The organism is Paenibacillus sinensis, assembly GCF_019904155.1.
In the GTDB taxonomy this organism is placed as follows: domain Bacteria; phylum Bacillota; class Bacilli; order Paenibacillales; family Paenibacillaceae; genus Paenibacillus_AQ; species Paenibacillus_AQ sinensis.
Genome location: NZ_JAHCMB010000225.1, coordinates 1 through 17,109, shown reverse-complemented (window position 1 = coordinate 17,109; position 17,109 = coordinate 1). Strand labels below are relative to the sequence as shown.

Annotated in this window: 14 protein-coding genes, 1 tRNA gene and 1 pseudogene; 8 read left to right on the top strand and 8 right to left on the bottom strand. The window is 55.1% G+C overall.

Annotated elements, in window-relative coordinates:
• Positions 1–326 precede the first annotated feature (326 nt).
• The 5 genes from KIH86_RS26650 to KIH86_RS26630 all read left to right on the top strand — a co-directional run bounded on the left by KIH86_RS26650 (position 327) and on the right by KIH86_RS26630 (position 7,661).
• A complete protein-coding gene (locus tag KIH86_RS26650) occupies positions 327–2,228 on the top strand; it encodes a PrkA family serine protein kinase (protein WP_223084528.1) in 1,902 nt (633 codons plus the stop codon).
• Positions 2,229–2,347: 119 nt separating this feature from the next.
• Positions 2,348–3,727: a DUF444 family protein gene (locus KIH86_RS26645; RefSeq protein ID WP_262416489.1), complete on the top strand. Its 1,380-nt coding sequence runs from the start codon at positions 2,348–2,350 to the stop codon at positions 3,725–3,727.
• Positions 3,728–3,832: 105 nt separating this feature from the next.
• Complete coding sequence (locus tag KIH86_RS26640) at positions 3,833–5,077, top strand: SpoVR family protein (protein ID WP_223084529.1); 1,245 nt, start codon at positions 3,833–3,835, stop codon at positions 5,075–5,077.
• A gap of 671 nt (positions 5,078–5,748) precedes the next feature.
• Complete coding sequence (locus KIH86_RS26635) at positions 5,749–6,552, top strand: glycosyltransferase family 2 protein (protein WP_235775620.1); 804 nt, start codon at positions 5,749–5,751, stop codon at positions 6,550–6,552.
• A gap of 14 nt (positions 6,553–6,566) precedes the next feature.
• Complete coding sequence (locus KIH86_RS26630) at positions 6,567–7,661, top strand: glycosyltransferase family 4 protein (protein ID WP_223084531.1); 1,095 nt, start codon at positions 6,567–6,569, stop codon at positions 7,659–7,661.
• A 138-nt stretch (positions 7,662–7,799) separates the two neighbouring features.
• On the opposite strand, the gene KIH86_RS26625 is transcribed toward KIH86_RS26630, so the two are convergent.
• From KIH86_RS26625 to KIH86_RS26615, 3 genes are all read right to left on the bottom strand, one after another.
• Entirely contained in the window at positions 7,800–8,126 is a 327-nt protein-coding gene (locus KIH86_RS26625) for a NifB/NifX family molybdenum-iron cluster-binding protein (RefSeq protein WP_223084532.1), read from the bottom strand.
• Between the two features lie 287 nt (positions 8,127–8,413).
• Entirely contained in the window at positions 8,414–8,827 is a 414-nt protein-coding gene (locus KIH86_RS26620; RefSeq protein WP_223084533.1) for an ArsC/Spx/MgsR family protein, read from the bottom strand.
• Positions 8,828–8,925: 98 nt separating this feature from the next.
• Positions 8,926–10,290: an MATE family efflux transporter gene (locus KIH86_RS26615; RefSeq protein WP_235775619.1), complete on the bottom strand. Its 1,365-nt coding sequence runs from the start codon at positions 10,288–10,290 to the stop codon at positions 8,926–8,928.
• Between the two features lie 192 nt (positions 10,291–10,482).
• Between KIH86_RS26615 and KIH86_RS26610 the strand changes: the two genes are divergently transcribed.
• Positions 10,483–11,274 carry an ABC transporter ATP-binding protein gene (locus KIH86_RS26610; protein WP_223084535.1) on the top strand — a complete coding sequence of 264 codons (792 nt, stop codon included), beginning with the start codon at positions 10,483–10,485 and terminating at the stop codon, positions 11,272–11,274.
• Between the two features lie 137 nt (positions 11,275–11,411).
• Here KIH86_RS26610 and KIH86_RS26605 read toward each other — a convergent pair.
• The 5 genes and pseudogenes from KIH86_RS26605 to KIH86_RS26585 form a co-directional block, all read right to left on the bottom strand.
• Positions 11,412–11,496 (bottom strand) — tRNA-Leu (locus KIH86_RS26605).
• A 125-nt stretch (positions 11,497–11,621) separates the two neighbouring features.
• On the bottom strand, positions 11,622–11,714 hold the full coding sequence (locus tag KIH86_RS26600; protein ID WP_235775625.1) for a hypothetical protein: 93 nt from the start codon (positions 11,712–11,714) through the stop codon (positions 11,622–11,624).
• A gap of 45 nt (positions 11,715–11,759) precedes the next feature.
• Positions 11,760–15,500, bottom strand: a complete 3,741-nt coding sequence (locus tag KIH86_RS26595) for an alpha-L-arabinofuranosidase C-terminal domain-containing protein (protein WP_223084536.1) — start codon at positions 15,498–15,500, stop codon at positions 11,760–11,762.
• A gap of 232 nt (positions 15,501–15,732) precedes the next feature.
• Positions 15,733–15,975 (bottom strand): annotated as a pseudogene (locus KIH86_RS30235) (IS4 family transposase); the annotation flags it as partial.
• A 233-nt stretch (positions 15,976–16,208) separates the two neighbouring features.
• Positions 16,209–16,541 (bottom strand): hypothetical protein, encoded by a 333-nt coding sequence (locus KIH86_RS26585; RefSeq protein WP_223084537.1) that lies wholly within the window; start codon positions 16,539–16,541, stop codon positions 16,209–16,211.
• Between the two features lie 78 nt (positions 16,542–16,619).
• Here KIH86_RS26585 and KIH86_RS26580 point away from each other — a divergent pair, with 78 nt between their 5' ends.
• A complete protein-coding gene (locus KIH86_RS26580) occupies positions 16,620–16,784 on the top strand; it encodes a hypothetical protein (RefSeq protein ID WP_223084538.1) in 165 nt (54 codons plus the stop codon).
• Complete coding sequence (locus KIH86_RS26575; RefSeq protein WP_223110759.1) at positions 16,774–16,920, top strand: hypothetical protein; 147 nt, start codon at positions 16,774–16,776, stop codon at positions 16,918–16,920. Before KIH86_RS26580 ends, KIH86_RS26575 begins: the two co-directional genes overlap by 11 nt.
• The last annotated feature ends 189 nt before the right edge of the window (positions 16,921–17,109 follow it).

Below are 17,109 nucleotides of genomic sequence, written 5' to 3'. Positions count from 1 at the left end.
ACTTCGGTTTCGTGAACGAAGCGGAAGTCTCCGTGTTTTTTCCATATAATCATAAATCTCTGTTATTCTATATCACATCAAACCTTAAAATTATTTAAATTTTTTGTGAAATGCGCCATTTACCTGTAAATATTGCTAATCGTATTACTTTTTTGTTGTCGCTAGATGATAGAGTTTATGCTACACTTTATAGACAACTTCATATTGCAAGAACAAATGTCTCTACTGCTCTGTCGGCATGGACGCGCCTTATCGATAGCACGGCGCTGCATCTGTCACCTGTACCTTTTCAAGAATGACATTTTCACAAAAGGGAGGCGGTAAGCATGACGTTCTTGGAAAAATTGTTAACGTATCGGGACAAAGAGAACGACCTCAACTGGGAGGGCACTTTTCTCGATTACTTGCAGCTCGTTAGAGAGAATCCGCGAATCGCCGGGACATCGCACGAACTGGTCTACCGGATGATCGAGGCGGCAGGCATCACCGAGCTGGGAGACGGACGAAGAGAATATGCGTTCTTCAGCGGAACACTCTTCGGTCTCGAAGACGCGATTCAACTGCTTGTGGAAGAATACTTCCGGCCTTCAGCCCAGCGGCTTGACGTCCGCAAGCGCCTCCTGCTTCTCATGGGGCCGGTGAGCGGCGGCAAATCGACACTTGTCACGCTGATGAAGAACGGTCTGGAATCCTTCACCCGCACGCCGGAAGGCGCCGTGTATGCCATTAAAGGCTGCCCGATGCAGGAGGAACCGCTTCATCTGATCCCCCGCGAGCTTCGCGAGGAATTCCGCAAGGAATACGGGGTGCATATCGAAGGCGACCTCTGCCCGGTATGCAGGATGACGCTGGAGCAGGAATACGGCGGACGAATTGAGGAGATGCCCGTTGTCCGGGTGCTGTTCTCCGAGAGCGACCGGACGGGAATCGGGACCTTCGCTCCCTCCGATCCGAAGTCGCAGGATATCGCCGATCTGACCGGCAGCATTGATTTTTCAACCATTACCCGCTACGGTTCGGAATCGGACCCCAGAGCCTACAGGTTCGACGGGGAGCTTAATAAGGCCAATCGCGGCCTGATGGAATTTCAGGAAATCCTGAAATGCGACGAGAAATTTCTATGGAATTTGCTCTCCCTGACGCAGGAAGGCAATTTTAAAGCGGGACGCTTTGCGCTCATCTCCGCCGACGAACTGATCATCGCTCATACGAACGAAACCGAATACCGCGCATTCATCTCCAATAAGAAGAACGAAGCCCTCCACTCCCGCATGATCGTCATGCGCATACCCTACAATCTCAAAGCCGGACAGGAAGAACGCATTTACCGCAAGCTGGTAGACGCCTCCGGGCTGAACAACCAGGTGCATTTGGCGCCAGGTGCGCTCTGGACCGCCTCCGTATTTACCGTCATGTCCCGTCTCAAAGAACCCAAGAAGCCCGGAATCGATCTGGTCAAAAAAATGTATCTCTACGACGGCGTGGAAGTCGACGGCGTCAAGAAAGCCGATGTGGACGAGCTCATGCGCGAGCATCCCGACGAAGGCATGTCCGGCGTTGATCCCCGGTATGTCATCAACCGGATCTCCAGCGCCCTGATCAAAGGCAGCAAGTCCTGCATCAATGCGCTGGATGTGCTCCGCTCGCTCAAGGAGGGGCTTGACCAGCATCCGTCCATCTCCAGAGAAGAGCGCGAGCGTCTGCTCAATCTCATCACCCTGGCCCGCAAGGAGTACGACCATAAAGCCAAGACCGAAGTGCAGCGTGCGTTCGTCTACTCGTTCGAGGAATCGGCGCATACGATGCTCAACAACTATCTGGACAATGTCGAGGCTTATTGCAGCGGCCACAAGATGAAAGACCCGATCACCTCCGAGGAGCGTGATCCCGACGAGAAGCTGATGCGCTCTATCGAGGAGCAGATCGGCGTTACCGAGAACCAGAAACGGGCTTTCCGCGAGGAAATCCTGATCAAAATTTCGTCGTTCGCCCGCCGCGGACGGCAGTTCGAATATACGTCGCATGAGCCGCTGAAGGATGCCATCGAGAAGAAGCTGTTCGCCGACCTGAAGGACGTCATCAAAATCACAACCTCGACCCTCAACCCCGACGAAACCCAAGTGAAGCGCATGAACGAAGTCTCGAAGCGCCTGATCGAACACCACGGCTACTGCGCGACCTGCGCCAATGAGCTGATGAAGTATGTGGGAAGTTTGCTGAATCGGTAACCGGGGGACTAGCCCGTGTGCCGTTTCAGTTTGCTGAATCGGTAACGGGCAGTATGGCCCGGTCCGTATTCAGTCTGCTGAATCGTTGATATCACATGATAATCCGGGAGGTGGGCGGCATGGACAGCAGCAGCAACCGCTTGTTCGTGATCGCGCGCGACGACTGGTCGCTGCACCGCAAGGGAGAAATCGACCAGGAGCGTCATAAGCGCAAGGTAAAAGAAGCGATTCGGCACAATCTCGCCGATCTCGTAAGTGAAGAGTCGATCATCATGCCACAGGGCGATAAGGTGATCAAGGTTCCAATCCGCAGCCTGGACGAGCCGAAGTTCCGGTTCAACAACCGGGACAAGCCCCAGGTTGGGCAGGGGCAGGGCGGCACACAGGTCGGCGATGTCATCGGCAAGGCCGGCCAGGGCGATCCCGGCGCGCCGGGACAGGGACCGGGGAAGGGTCCTGGCGAGGCCGGCGACCAGCCCGGCGTCGACTACTACGAAGCCGAGCTGACAATCGACGAGCTGGCCGAGCTTGTATTTGAGGATTTGAAGCTGCCGAGGCTCAAGCCGAAGACGGCGCCAGATATGACTGTGGAGGACGTCCGGTTCGACGATGTCCGCAAGCAGGGCATGATGTCGAATGTCGACAAGAAACGCACGCTGTTCGAGGCGATCAAGCGCCAGGCACTGAGCAGTGGCCTGTCTGGCGGCGGAGCGGCCGCCTGGTCCGAATCAGGCGGCTGGGAAGCGCCTGAAGATGGCGGAGCCGTGCCGGATGGCGGCGGCGGATACCGCGGCGATTTGACCGCCCTCGGCCTCACCCTTGGGCTTGGGTCGGCTTCCGCCGGCGCCTCCTCCTTCCCCTCTGCCTTCGCCCCGGAGCCGGCGGCATCCGTCCCTGTCCTCGGTCCCATTATCGGGGACGACCTCCGGTTCAAGACCTGGGAGGATATCCAGAAGCCCCAGTCCTCGGCCGTCGTGCTGGCGATGATGGACACCTCGGGGTCCATGGGCACCTTCGAGAAATATGTCGCAAGGAGCTTCTTCTTCTGGATGGTCCGCTTCCTGCGGACCAAGTACGAGAACGTGCAGATCCGCTTCCTGTCGCACTGCACGGAGGCGAAGGAAGTCGACGAGGAATCCTTCTTTCGCAAAGGCGAAAGCGGTGGGACGAAATGCTCCTCGGTCTACGATCTGGCCCTGGGCATTCTGGACAGCGATTATCCGCCCGGCCAGTTCAACGCCTATGCCTTCCATTTCTCCGACGGAGACAATCTGGACAGCGACAATCCGGTTACCATGAAGCTGGCGGGCGAACTGCTGGAGAAGGTCAACATGCTCGGCTACGGCGAGATCCGACAGCATATTTACGGGAACAAACGGCTGTGGGAATCGCTGGCGGGCATCGACTCGCCGTCTTTCGTCCGGTCAGTGCTCAAGGAGAAAGAGGATGTCTTCAAGACGCTGAAAGCATTCTTCGGCGACGAAGTGGCGGCGAGCTGATCTTATGGAGTGCCGATTCTGCCAGCGTATAGAGACTGCCAAAATAATACGCATTGAGACTTATCAAATTCTCAAATTCATACGTGTCAGGAGGGACAGGCGATCATGTTGGAACAGGATGCACAGCAGCTGGAGCAGGCGGCGGAGCGCCTGACGGAGCTTGCGCTTGCAAGCGGGCTTGATTTCTTCCCGATGCGCTATCAGGTATGTCCGGCCGAGGTGCTATATTCCATCGGGGCTTACGGCATGCCGACCCGGTTCGCGCACTGGAGCTTCGGCAAAGCCTACCAGCGTATGAAGATGGAATACGATCACGGCCTCAGCAAAATCTACGAGCTCGTCATCAACTCCGATCCCTGCTACGCGTTTCTGCTGGACAGCAACACGCTGCTGCAGAACAAGCTGATCGTGGCCCATGTGCTGGGCCACAGCGATTTCTTCAAGAATAACGCGATGTTCGCCGGCACCGACCGCAAAATGGTCGACCGCATGGCTGTCTTCGCTGACCGGATCGAGGCGTTCAGCCATGATTACGGCGCGGATGAGGTCGAAGCCTTCCTGGATGCCGGAATCGCCATCCAGGAGCATGTCGACCCCTTCGTCCGGTTCGGCACAAGCGACGGATTTCGTGAGAACGACGGCGGGATCAAGGACGTGATCGGCTATATCGCCGGCAACAGCCGGTATTTGGAAGAGTGGCAGCGCGAAATTCTGTACATGCTGCGGGCGGAAATGCTGTACTTCTGGCCCCAGATGGAGACGAAGATCATGAACGAGGGCTGGGCGAGCTACTGGCATCTCAAGCTGGTCCGGGAGCTTGAGCTCAGTGACTCGGAAATCGTGGAGTTCGCCAAGATGAACGCCGGCGTCATCCAGCCCTCTCCGGGAAGCATCAATCCGTATTATCTCGGCCTGATGATGCTGCGGCATATCGAGAAGAAGCAGGGCCAGGACGCTCTGTTCGAGATTCGGGAGATCGAGTCGGATGTCTCGTTCATCCGCAACTATTTGACGAAGGAGCTGGCCGAGGAAATGGATCTGTTCGTCTTCAAGCGGGAGGACAGCGTCTACCGGGTGACGGCCAAGGATGTCAATGAAATCAAGGACAACCTGATCCGCTCCCGCACCAACGGCGGGTTCCCCTATCTCACGATCAAGGATGACGACCTTCACGGCCGGGGCGAGCTTCTGATCGACAACCGCTTCGAGGGCCTGGAGCTGGACCGCAAATACGTGGAGCGCACGCTCCCGATGGTATACCGGCTCTGGGGCCGGAGTGTGCACTTACGCACCGTCGTCGACGGCCAGGAGAAGACGTACGTTTATGACGGCAGACAACTGGCGGGATAAAGGCAATGCAGGAGGTCACGGGCTGCTCTCCCCGCAACAGGCCGCCCGGCTTGAAAGTATGACCGATTCAAATTTCGGGGTAAGTCCCCTTACCAACGGATTCACTACTCAAATCCTAGTCGGCCAAGGTATCGGCGGCGCCCCTGCAATCGACAGCCTCGGCCTTCCTGATTCAGCCGCATAACGAAAGAAGCGTCCCGCCGACAGGCCGGACGCTTCTTTCGTTATGGGTGGGTGGCTAACCGTTATCCCTTAGACTGCGGCCGGTTCACTGCGGAAGACCATGAAGCCGCTCAAGTATCATGCCACAGACCGTCCGCAGAGGCGCTACAGTCGTATAACTGCTCATACGTGAAGCCCGCGCTGCGAAAATATCGACTATTTTATACGCCACGTCATTATATAAACGTCTTTCTTGATAGGATTATATACATATTTAATTTTCATCCCTTCAATGCCGCATTATGGAAAACCCAAATCTTTTTCGGATAATGGTTACAATTATGTGATTAGGTCCAAAAGGGGAAATACAGGAGCAAAATCCTATACCTAGGTGGTAAAGAAGGTGCACTATGGAGGTATATACCCCACCCTGTTCAAGCTTTAAACTAGAGTTAAAACACGTTTTTCGGGTACCAGAAAATCCAAGAACCAAAGAGGTGAACCGAACATTGACTGACTGCAAACCGTTGTCCGTCGTCATCATCACACAGAATGAGGAGGAAAAAATTGAGCAGGCCATCCTGTCCTGCCGTTCTTTCGCGGACGAAATTGTCGTCGTCGATGGAGGAAGCACGGATGGAACGGTTGCGATCGCGGAGCGGCTGGGCTGCGATGTCTATCATAACCCATGGCCGGGCTACGCCAAGCAGCGCATCTTCGGAGCTGACCAGGCCCGGAACAACTGGATCTTCTTTATCGATTCGGATGAAGAGGTTAGCGCAGAGCTGCAGAAATCGCTTCAGGATTGGATAGCTCGTCCGGAGGATGGCATCAAGGCCTATAACATATACCGGATCGGGGATTTCATGGGTAAATGGATGCCGAAGGGTGAAAATATCGTACGGCTCTACAAAAAAGACGAGGTTGCGATGAAGGATGTGCTTGTGCACGAAGGACCTGACGTGGACCCGTCCAGCGTTCCCGTTCTGGAGGGTGTGCTCTGGCACCACGGTTACCGCAGCATCGGGGATCATGTGCAGCGATTTAACAAGTATACCGATCTCGAGGCCCGGAAGGACTTCGACAGACAACGCCCTTTCAGTCTGATGAGACTGCTGTTCAGACCCCCGGCGAAGCTCGTGTATACCTTGTTTGTCCGTAAAATGATTACGAAAGGCGTTGCCGGATTCAGCGTCGCTTTCTTCTGGATGTACTATGAGTTTCTGAAGGAAATCAAGCTCTATGAGCTGCACCGCACGGAGAAGAAGCAGAAGCCCGTGTACATCGTCGAAAGCGAGAAACATCCGGTATAAAGGAGGAGAACCTGATGCGTATTCTTCACATTGCCAATCATGTCAAGGAGACGGGCAACGGCATCGTCAACGTCATGATCGACCTGGCCTGCGAGCAGGCGTCAAGAAATCATCAGGTGGCGGTCATGTCGGCGGGCGGCCATTACGAAGATCTTCTGGCCCAGCATGGCATCCGCCATTTCCGCCTCGACCAGACCCGGAAGCCCGCTCAGATCATGCGGGCTGTTTTTCATTTCCGGAAGATGGTCGCCGATTTCTCACCGGACATCATCCACGCCCATATGATGACAGGCGCTGTGCTGGCCCGCTACCTCAAGGGGTTCCGCAAGTACAAGATCGTGACCCATGTCCATAATGAATTTCAGAAGAGTGCCGATTTCATGAAGGTGGGCGACCGGGTGATCGCGGTGAGTCAGGCGGTATCGCAAGCGATGGAAGGACGGGGCGTCAACAGGGACAAGCTGCGCGTCATCCTGAACGGAACGATCGGCAGTCCGCGCGACTCGGACCCTGCCGCCGTGCAGCTGGAGGGCCGGCCCATCGTAACGGTAGCCGGCATGTATGAGCGCAAGGGCATCGCCGACCTGATCGATGCCTTTAACCTGACGGCCCAGGAGCATCCCGCCGCCAGGCTGTACATCGTAGGCGACGGTCCGGACCGGGCGAAGTTCGAGGAGCGGGCCGCAGCCTCTCCTGCGGCAGACCGCATCATCTTCGCGGGCTTTCAATCAGACCCGCGCCGCTGGATGAAGGCGGCGGAGATCTTCGTGCTCGCCTCGCACAAGGAGCCGTTCGGGCTTGTGCTGATCGAAGCTCGCCAATCGGGCTGCGCCATCGTCGCTACGGGCGTAGACGGTATCCCCGAGGCGCTCGATCACGGGGAAGCCGGCCTGCTCGTGCCGCCCCGGGAGCCGAAGTCGCTGGCCGGAGCGATCAGCAAGCTGCTTGGCGATGATGTGCTGCGCCAGCGCTACCGGACCCGCGCCGCCGCGAACCTCGAGAACTACCACGTCGGACGCGTGGCAGAGGAGATGCTCGGCGTGTACGGCGAGCTGCTTCCGGCGGCGGCCCTGCCCGCCCAGGCGGCGGGGAGCAAGCCGGGCATGTAACTGCGTCAGGCCGGATGCTCTATGCCGCCGGCCGCAATCAGTGAACCCAAATCGGCCCCCTTCCCCACATGAAACCGGGAAGGGGGCCGATCCTATCAGAGCCTGATCTCATGACGGGCGCAACCGCCTCGCTCGGGATCAGGCTCCCTTCAGCTTATCCTGCGCATGCTTCAGGGAGATGTAATCGGTGCTGAACGCAATGCCGCGCTCCTTCAGTTCCTCTCCTATTCCCATGCCGATCCGGCTGACCAGCACAAGGCCGCAATCAGACACCAGCTCCAGCAGCTTCTTCAGCTGCTCTTCACTGTGTTTGCCGGTGAAGCCGTCCGTCCCGGTACGGCGAACCTCTACCAGTCTCCACTCTTCTTCCTCCGAGATATCGTAGACGACAAACTGCTCGCAGCTTCCGAAATGCTGATCGATCCACTCTCCGTCGCTGCTCCCGAGCGCTACCCGCTTCGCCATATGGTCTCTTCTCCCCTTCCTGCATCCAGGTTATGAACAACACTATATCGCCTGAGCATCGAAAACCCAAGACCGTTCAAGAAAGCGTCGGAAAGAGCGGCAGCTATGCTGACATTAGGACCTGGCTCCAGCCAAGGATAAACGCCTTACGCCGCCCTTGGACGCCATGCGTTTACCGAGAAATAGAAGGCTGTGATAAGCGCGCAGTTAATACATTCTTATATTTCAGCAAAAGGGCTGGCCGGATGCTTCCGGCCAGCCCTTAAGTCCATATTATTGAAGTTGAATCAGGAAGAACAGGCACCGGCCTGATCGCTCATCTGGCAGCCGGTCTGGTAGCCCTGGGGCACCTCGCCGAGTCCAGACTCCTTGATCACATTGTCGTCGAAACCGGCCACGAGCCGCCCTTCGATATTCATCAGCGGACGCTTGATCAGAATCGGATCGCTGCACAGCAGCAGAAGCGTCTCCTCCGGGGAAAGTACTCCCGGAACGACCCGGCCCTCCTTGACGGCAGGAGCGTTCGGATTGAACCATTCCTCCACCGTATGCCCGGCCAGATAAGGCCGCAGCGTCTCCGGGCTCCATTTCTCGTCCAGCAGGGAACGTTCCTCCACCGTATGCCCGAAGCTTTGAAGCAATTCCTTCTGCCGAATGCCTCCCCGGCATCCTGCTTTGGTATAGAAAATAATATGCGCCACCCCGGCACCTCCCCAAGACGATTGATCTTCCCATCTTAAGGGCTGCCGCCAGGCGGCGCAATGAAGCTTCTCATATAATCTCTACCGGAATAAGGACGCTATATAACGCGGTGTCTGTACCATTTTTGACCAAGGAACCGTTTGAAGAAAATGCTGCCCCGGATTGCCCATTCACAGTCCATTGCGAGCCATACGCCGAGAATTCCCATATGGAACACGATGCCGAGCAGGTAGCCGAGCACGATGCGGAACAGCCACATGGACAGCATGGAGACGATCGACGTATATTTGGAGTCTCCCGCCGCCCGAAGCGCCGAAGGCACGACGAAGCTGATGGACCAGAGCGGAACCTGCGCAATCGTATTGATCAGTACGATCAGGAAGATATCATCCACAATTTCGGCTGGCGGATGGAACAAGGTCAGGATCGGGTGAAAGAACGGGAGAACGAGCAGTCCCATGACTACAAAGGAAAGCGAGGACACTGCAATAAAAGATTTGACGAACTTCTTCGCATCCCCGACATCTCCCCGCCCCATGCACTGGCCGACCACCGTAATGATCGTAATGGACAGCGCATTGGCTGGAATCTGCATGACCCCCGCGAAGGAGGCGGCTATCGCATTGATGGCAATGGCATAGGTGCCCATGCTGACGATAAAGATTTGGGTCAGGATTTTGCCCCCATTAAAGAACATCTGCTCCGCAGCGAACGGCATGCCGATGAACATGATCCGCTTGAGCATGGACAGGTTGACGGAGATAATATCCCGGAGCTGGATCCGCAGGCTGCTGTCCATCCGGAGCAAATAGAAGAGTGCGCAGAAAGCCCCCAAATAGCGGGCGATATTGATGGAAAGCGTCATGCCGTGAATGCCCATATGCATTAGGTTGATAAAGATCAGGTTAAGCGCGACATACACCAGATTCATGATCAGCGACAACACAAGCGACGCCCGGGTCCGGCCGATGCCCCGCATCGCGCCGCAGACCGCCTCCACCACCGCAATGCCAAGGTACGAAATGCTGCTGCCGATCAGGTATATGCGGGCGTTGGACATGACATCCGGATCGGCGGCCCCGAACAGAATATTCAGCAACGGGCCATGAAACAGAATGCCGAACAGGCCGATAACAAACGCCAGCAAGGATACAGAGGACACGGTTCCTGCGGTCGCCTTGGAGACCATGGCATCGTTGCCGCTGCCTTTATATTGAGCCACGACCACCGTACCGCCAGTCGACACCGCAATGAACACGCTGATCAGAAAAATATTAATCGAATCGATCATATTGACCGCGCTGATTGCCGCAACGCCCGCCGAGCTGATCATGGCCGTATTGATCAGGTTAAGCCCTACTACAAAGATCTGGTCAATCAGAACCGGTATGAAGAGCGCGATGACCTGCCGGTAATCGATCGCCTGACCGGAGAAATATTTGTCCAGGAATCCTTGTTTCACGTTTGCATTTGGCTGTATCAATGCCCTCACTTCTTTTCTGAATGAATTTGCCGGACCCGGAGTCAAGCCCCGGTTAACTCAAGCTCCGACCTGTCAGCCGCACTGTAGAACATTTTTCATATTATATTTATATCTCTATCATTATATTTAATTATAATTAAACATATTTAGATTCCGGAAAAGAGTGATTTCATGAAACTCGATATCGTGGATGCAACCTGCGGTTATAACGGAACGGAAATTGTCCGGAATATAACCTTCTCGGTGCGGACCGGAGATATGGTCTGTCTGCTCGGACCAAACGGTGCGGGCAAGACAACCCTGTTCAAGAGCATTCTGGGCTTCCTGCCGCTGATCCAGGGCGAAATCCGGCTGGACGGGCAGAACATGGCTTCCTTACCGCCTCGGGTTCTCGCCAAAATTGTCAGTTACGTGCCTCAGGCCCATACACCGCCTTTTGCCTATAAAGTGCTGGATGTCGTCCTGATGGGCAGGACCGCCCATATCGGAATGCTGTCTTCTCCGTCGAACAAGGATAGGGCGCTGGCTGCCCAGATGCTGGATGATCTTCGCATTTCTCACCTGGCCCGCAAAGACTATACGCAAATCAGCGGGGGAGAACGCCAGCTTGTTCTGATCGCAAGAGCCCTTGCCCAGGAGCCCAAGCTGCTCATTATGGACGAGCCAACTGCCAATCTGGATTTCGGCAATCAAGTCCGTGTATTGGAGGAAGTCCAGCGGCTGTCCCGAAAAGGGCTGGGAATCCTGATGACCTCCCATTCCCCCGACCACGCATTCCTCTGTTCAACCAAAGTCGCGCTTATGATTCGAAATCAGGGCTTTCTCTTCGGTGAAGCGGCCGATGTGGTGACCGAACAAAATCTGAAAGCAGCTTATGGAATAGAAGTCAGATTGACCGAGGTGAAGGACTCTCACGGACGCACAATCCAGACATGCGTGCCTCTGCTCAATCAGTCTTTATAGAAACCGGGTGCGGCGCGCGGTGAACCTCCGGCTCACGAGCGAGCGCCCATCCCCCCCATTCCTGTATCCATATTGAAAGGTGTACGAAAAAAGTAAAAACCCTTCATCATCGAGAAGGGTTTAAGGTGAAGCTTGANTGCGGTCGAGAGGACTCGAACCTCCACGGGGGGTTAGCCCACACGGACCTGAACCGTGCGCGTCTGCCAATTCCGCCACGACCGCTCGCAGGAGCACTAATCATGCAGCCACGAGAAATAATATAACACAATTCATAGAGAAGGACAATAGGAATTTTCGGAGCGCAGCCTCCGGGGCTTCATTCAAAGCCCCCCGGAGGATTATCGGGATCAGCAGATCTCCCGGATGACCACAAGCTCCTTGCATCGTCCGGGTTCGGGAACCGGAACCGCCGACATCAGCGCCCAGGAATAAGGATGCAGCGGCTGGTCGAACAGCTCCTTGGTCGGCGCCGGGCCCGAAGCTCTCTATTTTGCCAGCTGGAGTATCAGTACTTGTACCGAATGGGCAGGCAAATCCAGAGTCACAGATGGTCCGTCGAGCGTAATTTGACGTCTCACCGGCGCAATCTTCTCGTCATTCTTCTTGTTCACATTCGGCACGTTAACCAGCGAAGCCTCGCCGGTTAACGTGATCAGCTCCGCCTCCGCCTGAACATCCACAGTCTCCAGAATCAGCTCGGTTCTCTTATCCACCCCGTCCGCATTCACCAGCTTCACGTACACCTGCCGGTCATCCTTCGTAACCGAATGGAAGACTTCCTTGTTGTAGGCTTCCAGCTTATAATCCAGAGCGCGGCTCGCCGTCTCGCCGTCCGTGTAGGAGCAAATCAGCCGATCGCCCGTCTCACCGCCGTAATTGACAGTCACCGTATACTCCGTCATACAGGCAAGCGGTTCGTAACACGCCGCTCTAAGATTGCCCGCCGCTGTGCTGGAGGAATAATCGCCGAGCGTATAAGCCTCAACGCCTTGCTTGAACACCTTCACGCCTGTGGTGCTGCCGCCGAACCCGACCGCATACTCCAGCACATCCTTGTTCGCCGGGGCAATATCGGTCAGGCCCGCACCGATGGTGAAGCCGTCCTGACCGCTTATTTTGGACAAAACCGTCGTAACGGTGTAATCCGACCAGTCCTCATTCAGGATATACAGACCGTTCAGGCCGTTATCCTGGGCCTTCAGCACAATTCCTTCGCCTTCCTGGACCGTATAGCCCACCGATCCGGGAATGGTCTGCCACAGCGGACTCAGCGGCTCGGCAAAATGCTGATCGAGCAGCACACCGCCATCCTTGTTCGAGGTGACCGTCACGCGCTTCACCAGCACCTCCGCGCTGCCTGTTGCAAGCTCGATTCCGCCATGCGGCTTCAGCTCCATCACCCGGCCCTGCCGGTAAGTGGAGAAGGACGTTCCAAGCACCGTGTGCCCGATGTACTTGGCGTAGAGCTGCTGCACATAGTAGTTCGGCGTGAACCAAACCGTCTCATCATCGAACCAGATGCAGTCCGGGGTCCAGCGGTAGGTGCCGTCCGTCAGCACCTTGTTGAACAGCGGAGCGTAGGCCGCCAGGCGGACAACGTCGGCATTGTTCTCAAAGCCGGTCATCAATGCCGCTTCAGCCACCGCGCCTGCGAGCGTGTTTTTGTCCGTGGACGCATACTCTCCGACGAAGACTTTGGAGGTCTCCTTCCAGTTGATGCTGCCGTCCCCGTTGTACGCCCGGTAATAGTAGTTGTAACGGTCCGCATTGCGCAGCAGATAGTCGTTGGAGCGGTAGTAATGCTCATCTGCGATCGTATCCATATAGTTCGGCTGCTTGGCGTACCAGGTTACCGTCTCTTCGATGACCTCATGGCCGTCCGCAAAAGCGACCTTCGCAGATCCTTTCAGATCGCCGTTCAGGAACTTCCAGCCCTGCTGATAGGCATCATCGTCCGCCTGGGCGCCGACAGTAGAGATAATATGCAGCTCGTAGCCGGGATATTGCTCCTCCATATACGCATCAATCGCCGTCTTGAACACCTCGAAATTGGCAAAAAACTCCGTGCCCCAGTTCTCGTTCCCCACGCCGAGATAGTGAAGCTTGAATGGAGCCCCATGCCCCATTTCTCTGCGCAGCGCCGCCCATTCATTATGCTGAAAATCAGTGCTGATGGCGAAATCGATCAGGTCCGTGAAGTTCTTGATGTAGTAATCCCGCAGTTTGCCCCCAGCCGGATGGGCGTAATCCGAACGCGCCTGGCACAGCACTCCGCAGGCCATGACGGGCAGCGGCAGGGCGTTCAGGTCCTCGGCGAGCTGGAAGTATTCCATGTACCCGAGACCCATCGTCATCATGTAGCCCCAGACGTTATAGTTCTCCTTGCGAAGCTCGATGCGTCCGACGGAGTCCTTCCAGTCATAGACGTTCTCCCAGATGAAGGAGCCTTCGGAGATGCAGCCGCCCGGGAAGCGCAAAAACTTCGGATGCAGATTGACGAGCGCGTTCACGAGATCCGGACGCAGACGATAGTTCGGATTGCCAAGATAGTTGGCGTGGGCCGACGGCGAGCGTTCTTCTTTCCTGGCGCCCCATACCTCCTGGGGCATGAGCGAAACCATGTCGATGGAGATGTCTCCGGCAAAAGTCAGTTCAAGCTGGCCCAGTTTGGTGCTTGTTCCGGTAAGGACGAGCGTGCGGTCTGTGCCGTATTTTTTCCACTTGCCGCCGCCTTCGACTTCAAGCGTAACCGCAACGCTGATGGGAGAGCCGTCCGGTCTCTGAAGCTGGAGCGTAATGCTTCCCGCCGACTCGGCCTTTGCCCATATGGTAAAGTCATACCTGGCGCCTTCCAGGATCGACATCGCGCAGTGTCCGTTGGCGTCGGCGAAGCCCCGGTTGCGAATGGTCGCTCCGTCCGCGACCGTGACGTAATAGGCGTTCGCGTCTGGATCGTCCACGCCGAAGAACTCATTCAAGCCGCCGGAAGACTGCGGCGTCATCTTGTCCGTGTCGCCGGACCAGGCGAACAGCGGATCGCGGGTCCGGCCCGTCGAGCAGCCGCATTCGCCCGATGCATGCGAATACGTGTCGAACGCGAAGGATTCGAAGGAGCGGTTCTGCACAAGCTCCGCATAGATGCCGCCATCCGCCGCGTTGTTGATGTCTTCGTAGAACAAGCCGTACATGACTTCGCTGACATCGGCGATTTCCTTGTTGCCGTGGATCGTCAGCGTATAGGGCGGCACGCCCTGCGGAACGACCGACACGTCGAAGCTCTTCTCCAAAGAGCTGTCGCCCCGGGTCAGCACCGCCGTAAGCGTCACTGCGGCGGCGGAAGCAATCGGCTGTACCTGCCCGCTGTGAGAGAGTGCTTCCGGATAGCTGGAAATCCAGTCGGCTTTGACCTTGCCGCCCATCAGCGTCTGAGGCAGCGCCACGTCCCGGGTTATGATATTCGCCGGAAACGTCAGGTACTTGTCGCGGGCCAGCCGGATAATCTCGTCATCACTCAAGGAGTCGCACATGACCTCGATCACTTCATCCTCGGTTAAGCCCGCGGCATAGATGCGCATGTCCGACAGAGCCCCGGTCAAATCGTCATCGGCCCCGTACTGCGAGCGGCCCAGATAATTCCGGCTGTAGCTGTCCGGATCTTCAAAGGCCGCGAACCAGCGGCGTAGCTGGGCGTAGTTGCCGCTTGAGGTCTGGCTGATCGAGCCGTCGGCGATCAGTTCTCCGTTCACGTAGATAACCGGGCCCGCGCTGCTGAGTGTTCCGCCTTTCGTGCCGGTAACCGACAGCGCAACATGCAGCCATTCGCCGGATGGGAAGCCCCTGCCGGGGTCCACCGTCAAGTCCCCGCCGGAGGACAGCGTGCCGCGCAGATTGCGGGTCAGGAACAAATACGGCCCTTGTTCGCCCTTGCCGAAATCGAAGAGCCGCTCCCACACGCTCGTTCCCCTGTTCAGATTAATCCAGGCCGTTACTGAAACGCCTGTGTTATCGCTTACACTTTGCAGCAGATCAGCAGGCAGCTCAAGATAGGATGAACCGCCCCGTCCTCCCTTTAATATGACAGCCGGTCTGCCAGCGACGGCCCCAATCTCCGGCGGATTGCTGCCGGCAGTCTTTCCGTCTCTCCCCTGCCCTGAACTGTCCTTGCCTGTATGGCTCGCATTGTCGAACTTGTAATGCGCAATCCGCTGATCCCGGTAAGTCGTCATTCGCTTCTCCTCCATTTATTTAAAATATGTATGAAATGATTCATATTTTTATAACTTATACTCCTATACTACTCTATTCATGCAGAATATCAAGAGAAACTGTACGGAAAATGAGATTTTCTTCTGTTATGTTCACGCAATTATAAAATAAAAAGATCACCCCATCCCATTTCGGCAATGAGATGATCCTGGGAATCACCATCAGGCTGTTTTCTTCTACCTTTCGAAAACATTACGAAAACCAGATCATCCACTCAACAGGCAACATGGACAGCACAAATAGGCGAGCAAATCGTGCAAACGTAAGGCTAGCGTGCTGAGGCAAGGAGGCAGAAGCCGTATCAAATAGCCATTTCAGTAAGACGTAAGCGATCAGAGCTCCAAAAAGTTGGCCGTACATGGCGTTTTCGGTGGTACCAAAGAGCGTAGGAATATTCAAATGCTGCTTAATCCAGAGGAAAAAGACCTCGACTTGCCAACGTGCTTTTTACATCAGAGCAATCCGTTCGGCAGTAACCTGCATCAAATCGGTAACCACCCGAATCTCGCGATCTTGGTAATCATGAAAAATAACTACACAGTGATGTTTGCTAGAACGGCATTGAGCCGTACCCAATTGGCAGATCAGATCGTGAAGAATCGGAGAATCGGGTTGTGTCAGTCGACGCAATACAAAAAGCAACCCGTTTTAGGGCTGCTCATGTATTACTAAAAACTATTATCACTTATTTTCAGATAAGTTGCATCATAGACAACGATCACTTCTGTTTCGGCTGTCGTTTTTATAACGTCATACGAAACTTCGTTTTGATTAAATTCTGATACAGACAGTTGTTGCTTTTCATAGACTCCATCTTTTGTATAAATTACATCGGGATGGTCTAGACGTTCCAAAACATAATCAGGAACAATCGCTTCTACTGTATCAGTTACTGGTTTAACTTGATTACCCTCAGCAGCCTGAACGTTTATTCTGCCCATTAAGATGAATGAGCTCACTAGCAGTGTAGCCAGCCCTATAATAATTGGTCTGACACGCAATTTTCACACCTCCTTTCAGTTTAGCCGATAGTATAACCATTACCTCTAACAGGCTTAAAACCGCTTGTGTGGTTACTAATGAGTAAATATACTGGATTTGAAGCGGTGCCGCTTTCCCCGAAAAACTGGAATAGTGAACAGCAGGCAAACCACTGGCTGATGCACAGTCTGCTCCGGCCCGGTACCCTGACCATTCTTGCATTGTTGCAACGCACCAGTATTGCAACAAAGTATGAAGCGTAAATTTTCGCGCCTTGTCGTGGTAACCCGCCATTTCAGCTACGGCTGCTACTTCTTCCGGTGTCACAACCGTTTGAAGGATAACGGGATCGTGATGGACTTTTTCATGGGAGTCGTCACCTTTCGGTTGAGTTTGTAGGGGTACAAACATTTTACCGAGTTGACAACCTTTTTTCTACCATTTAGCGGTTATTCAACCCATCATTTACGGGTAAATAACAGACATGCCAAAAAGACACCCCTCCGGGTCAATGTCATTAAGATAAGGCACAGGCCCAAAAATGAAGAAAAAGAGCAGGTCATCGTACAGATGGCTCGCTCTTTTTTT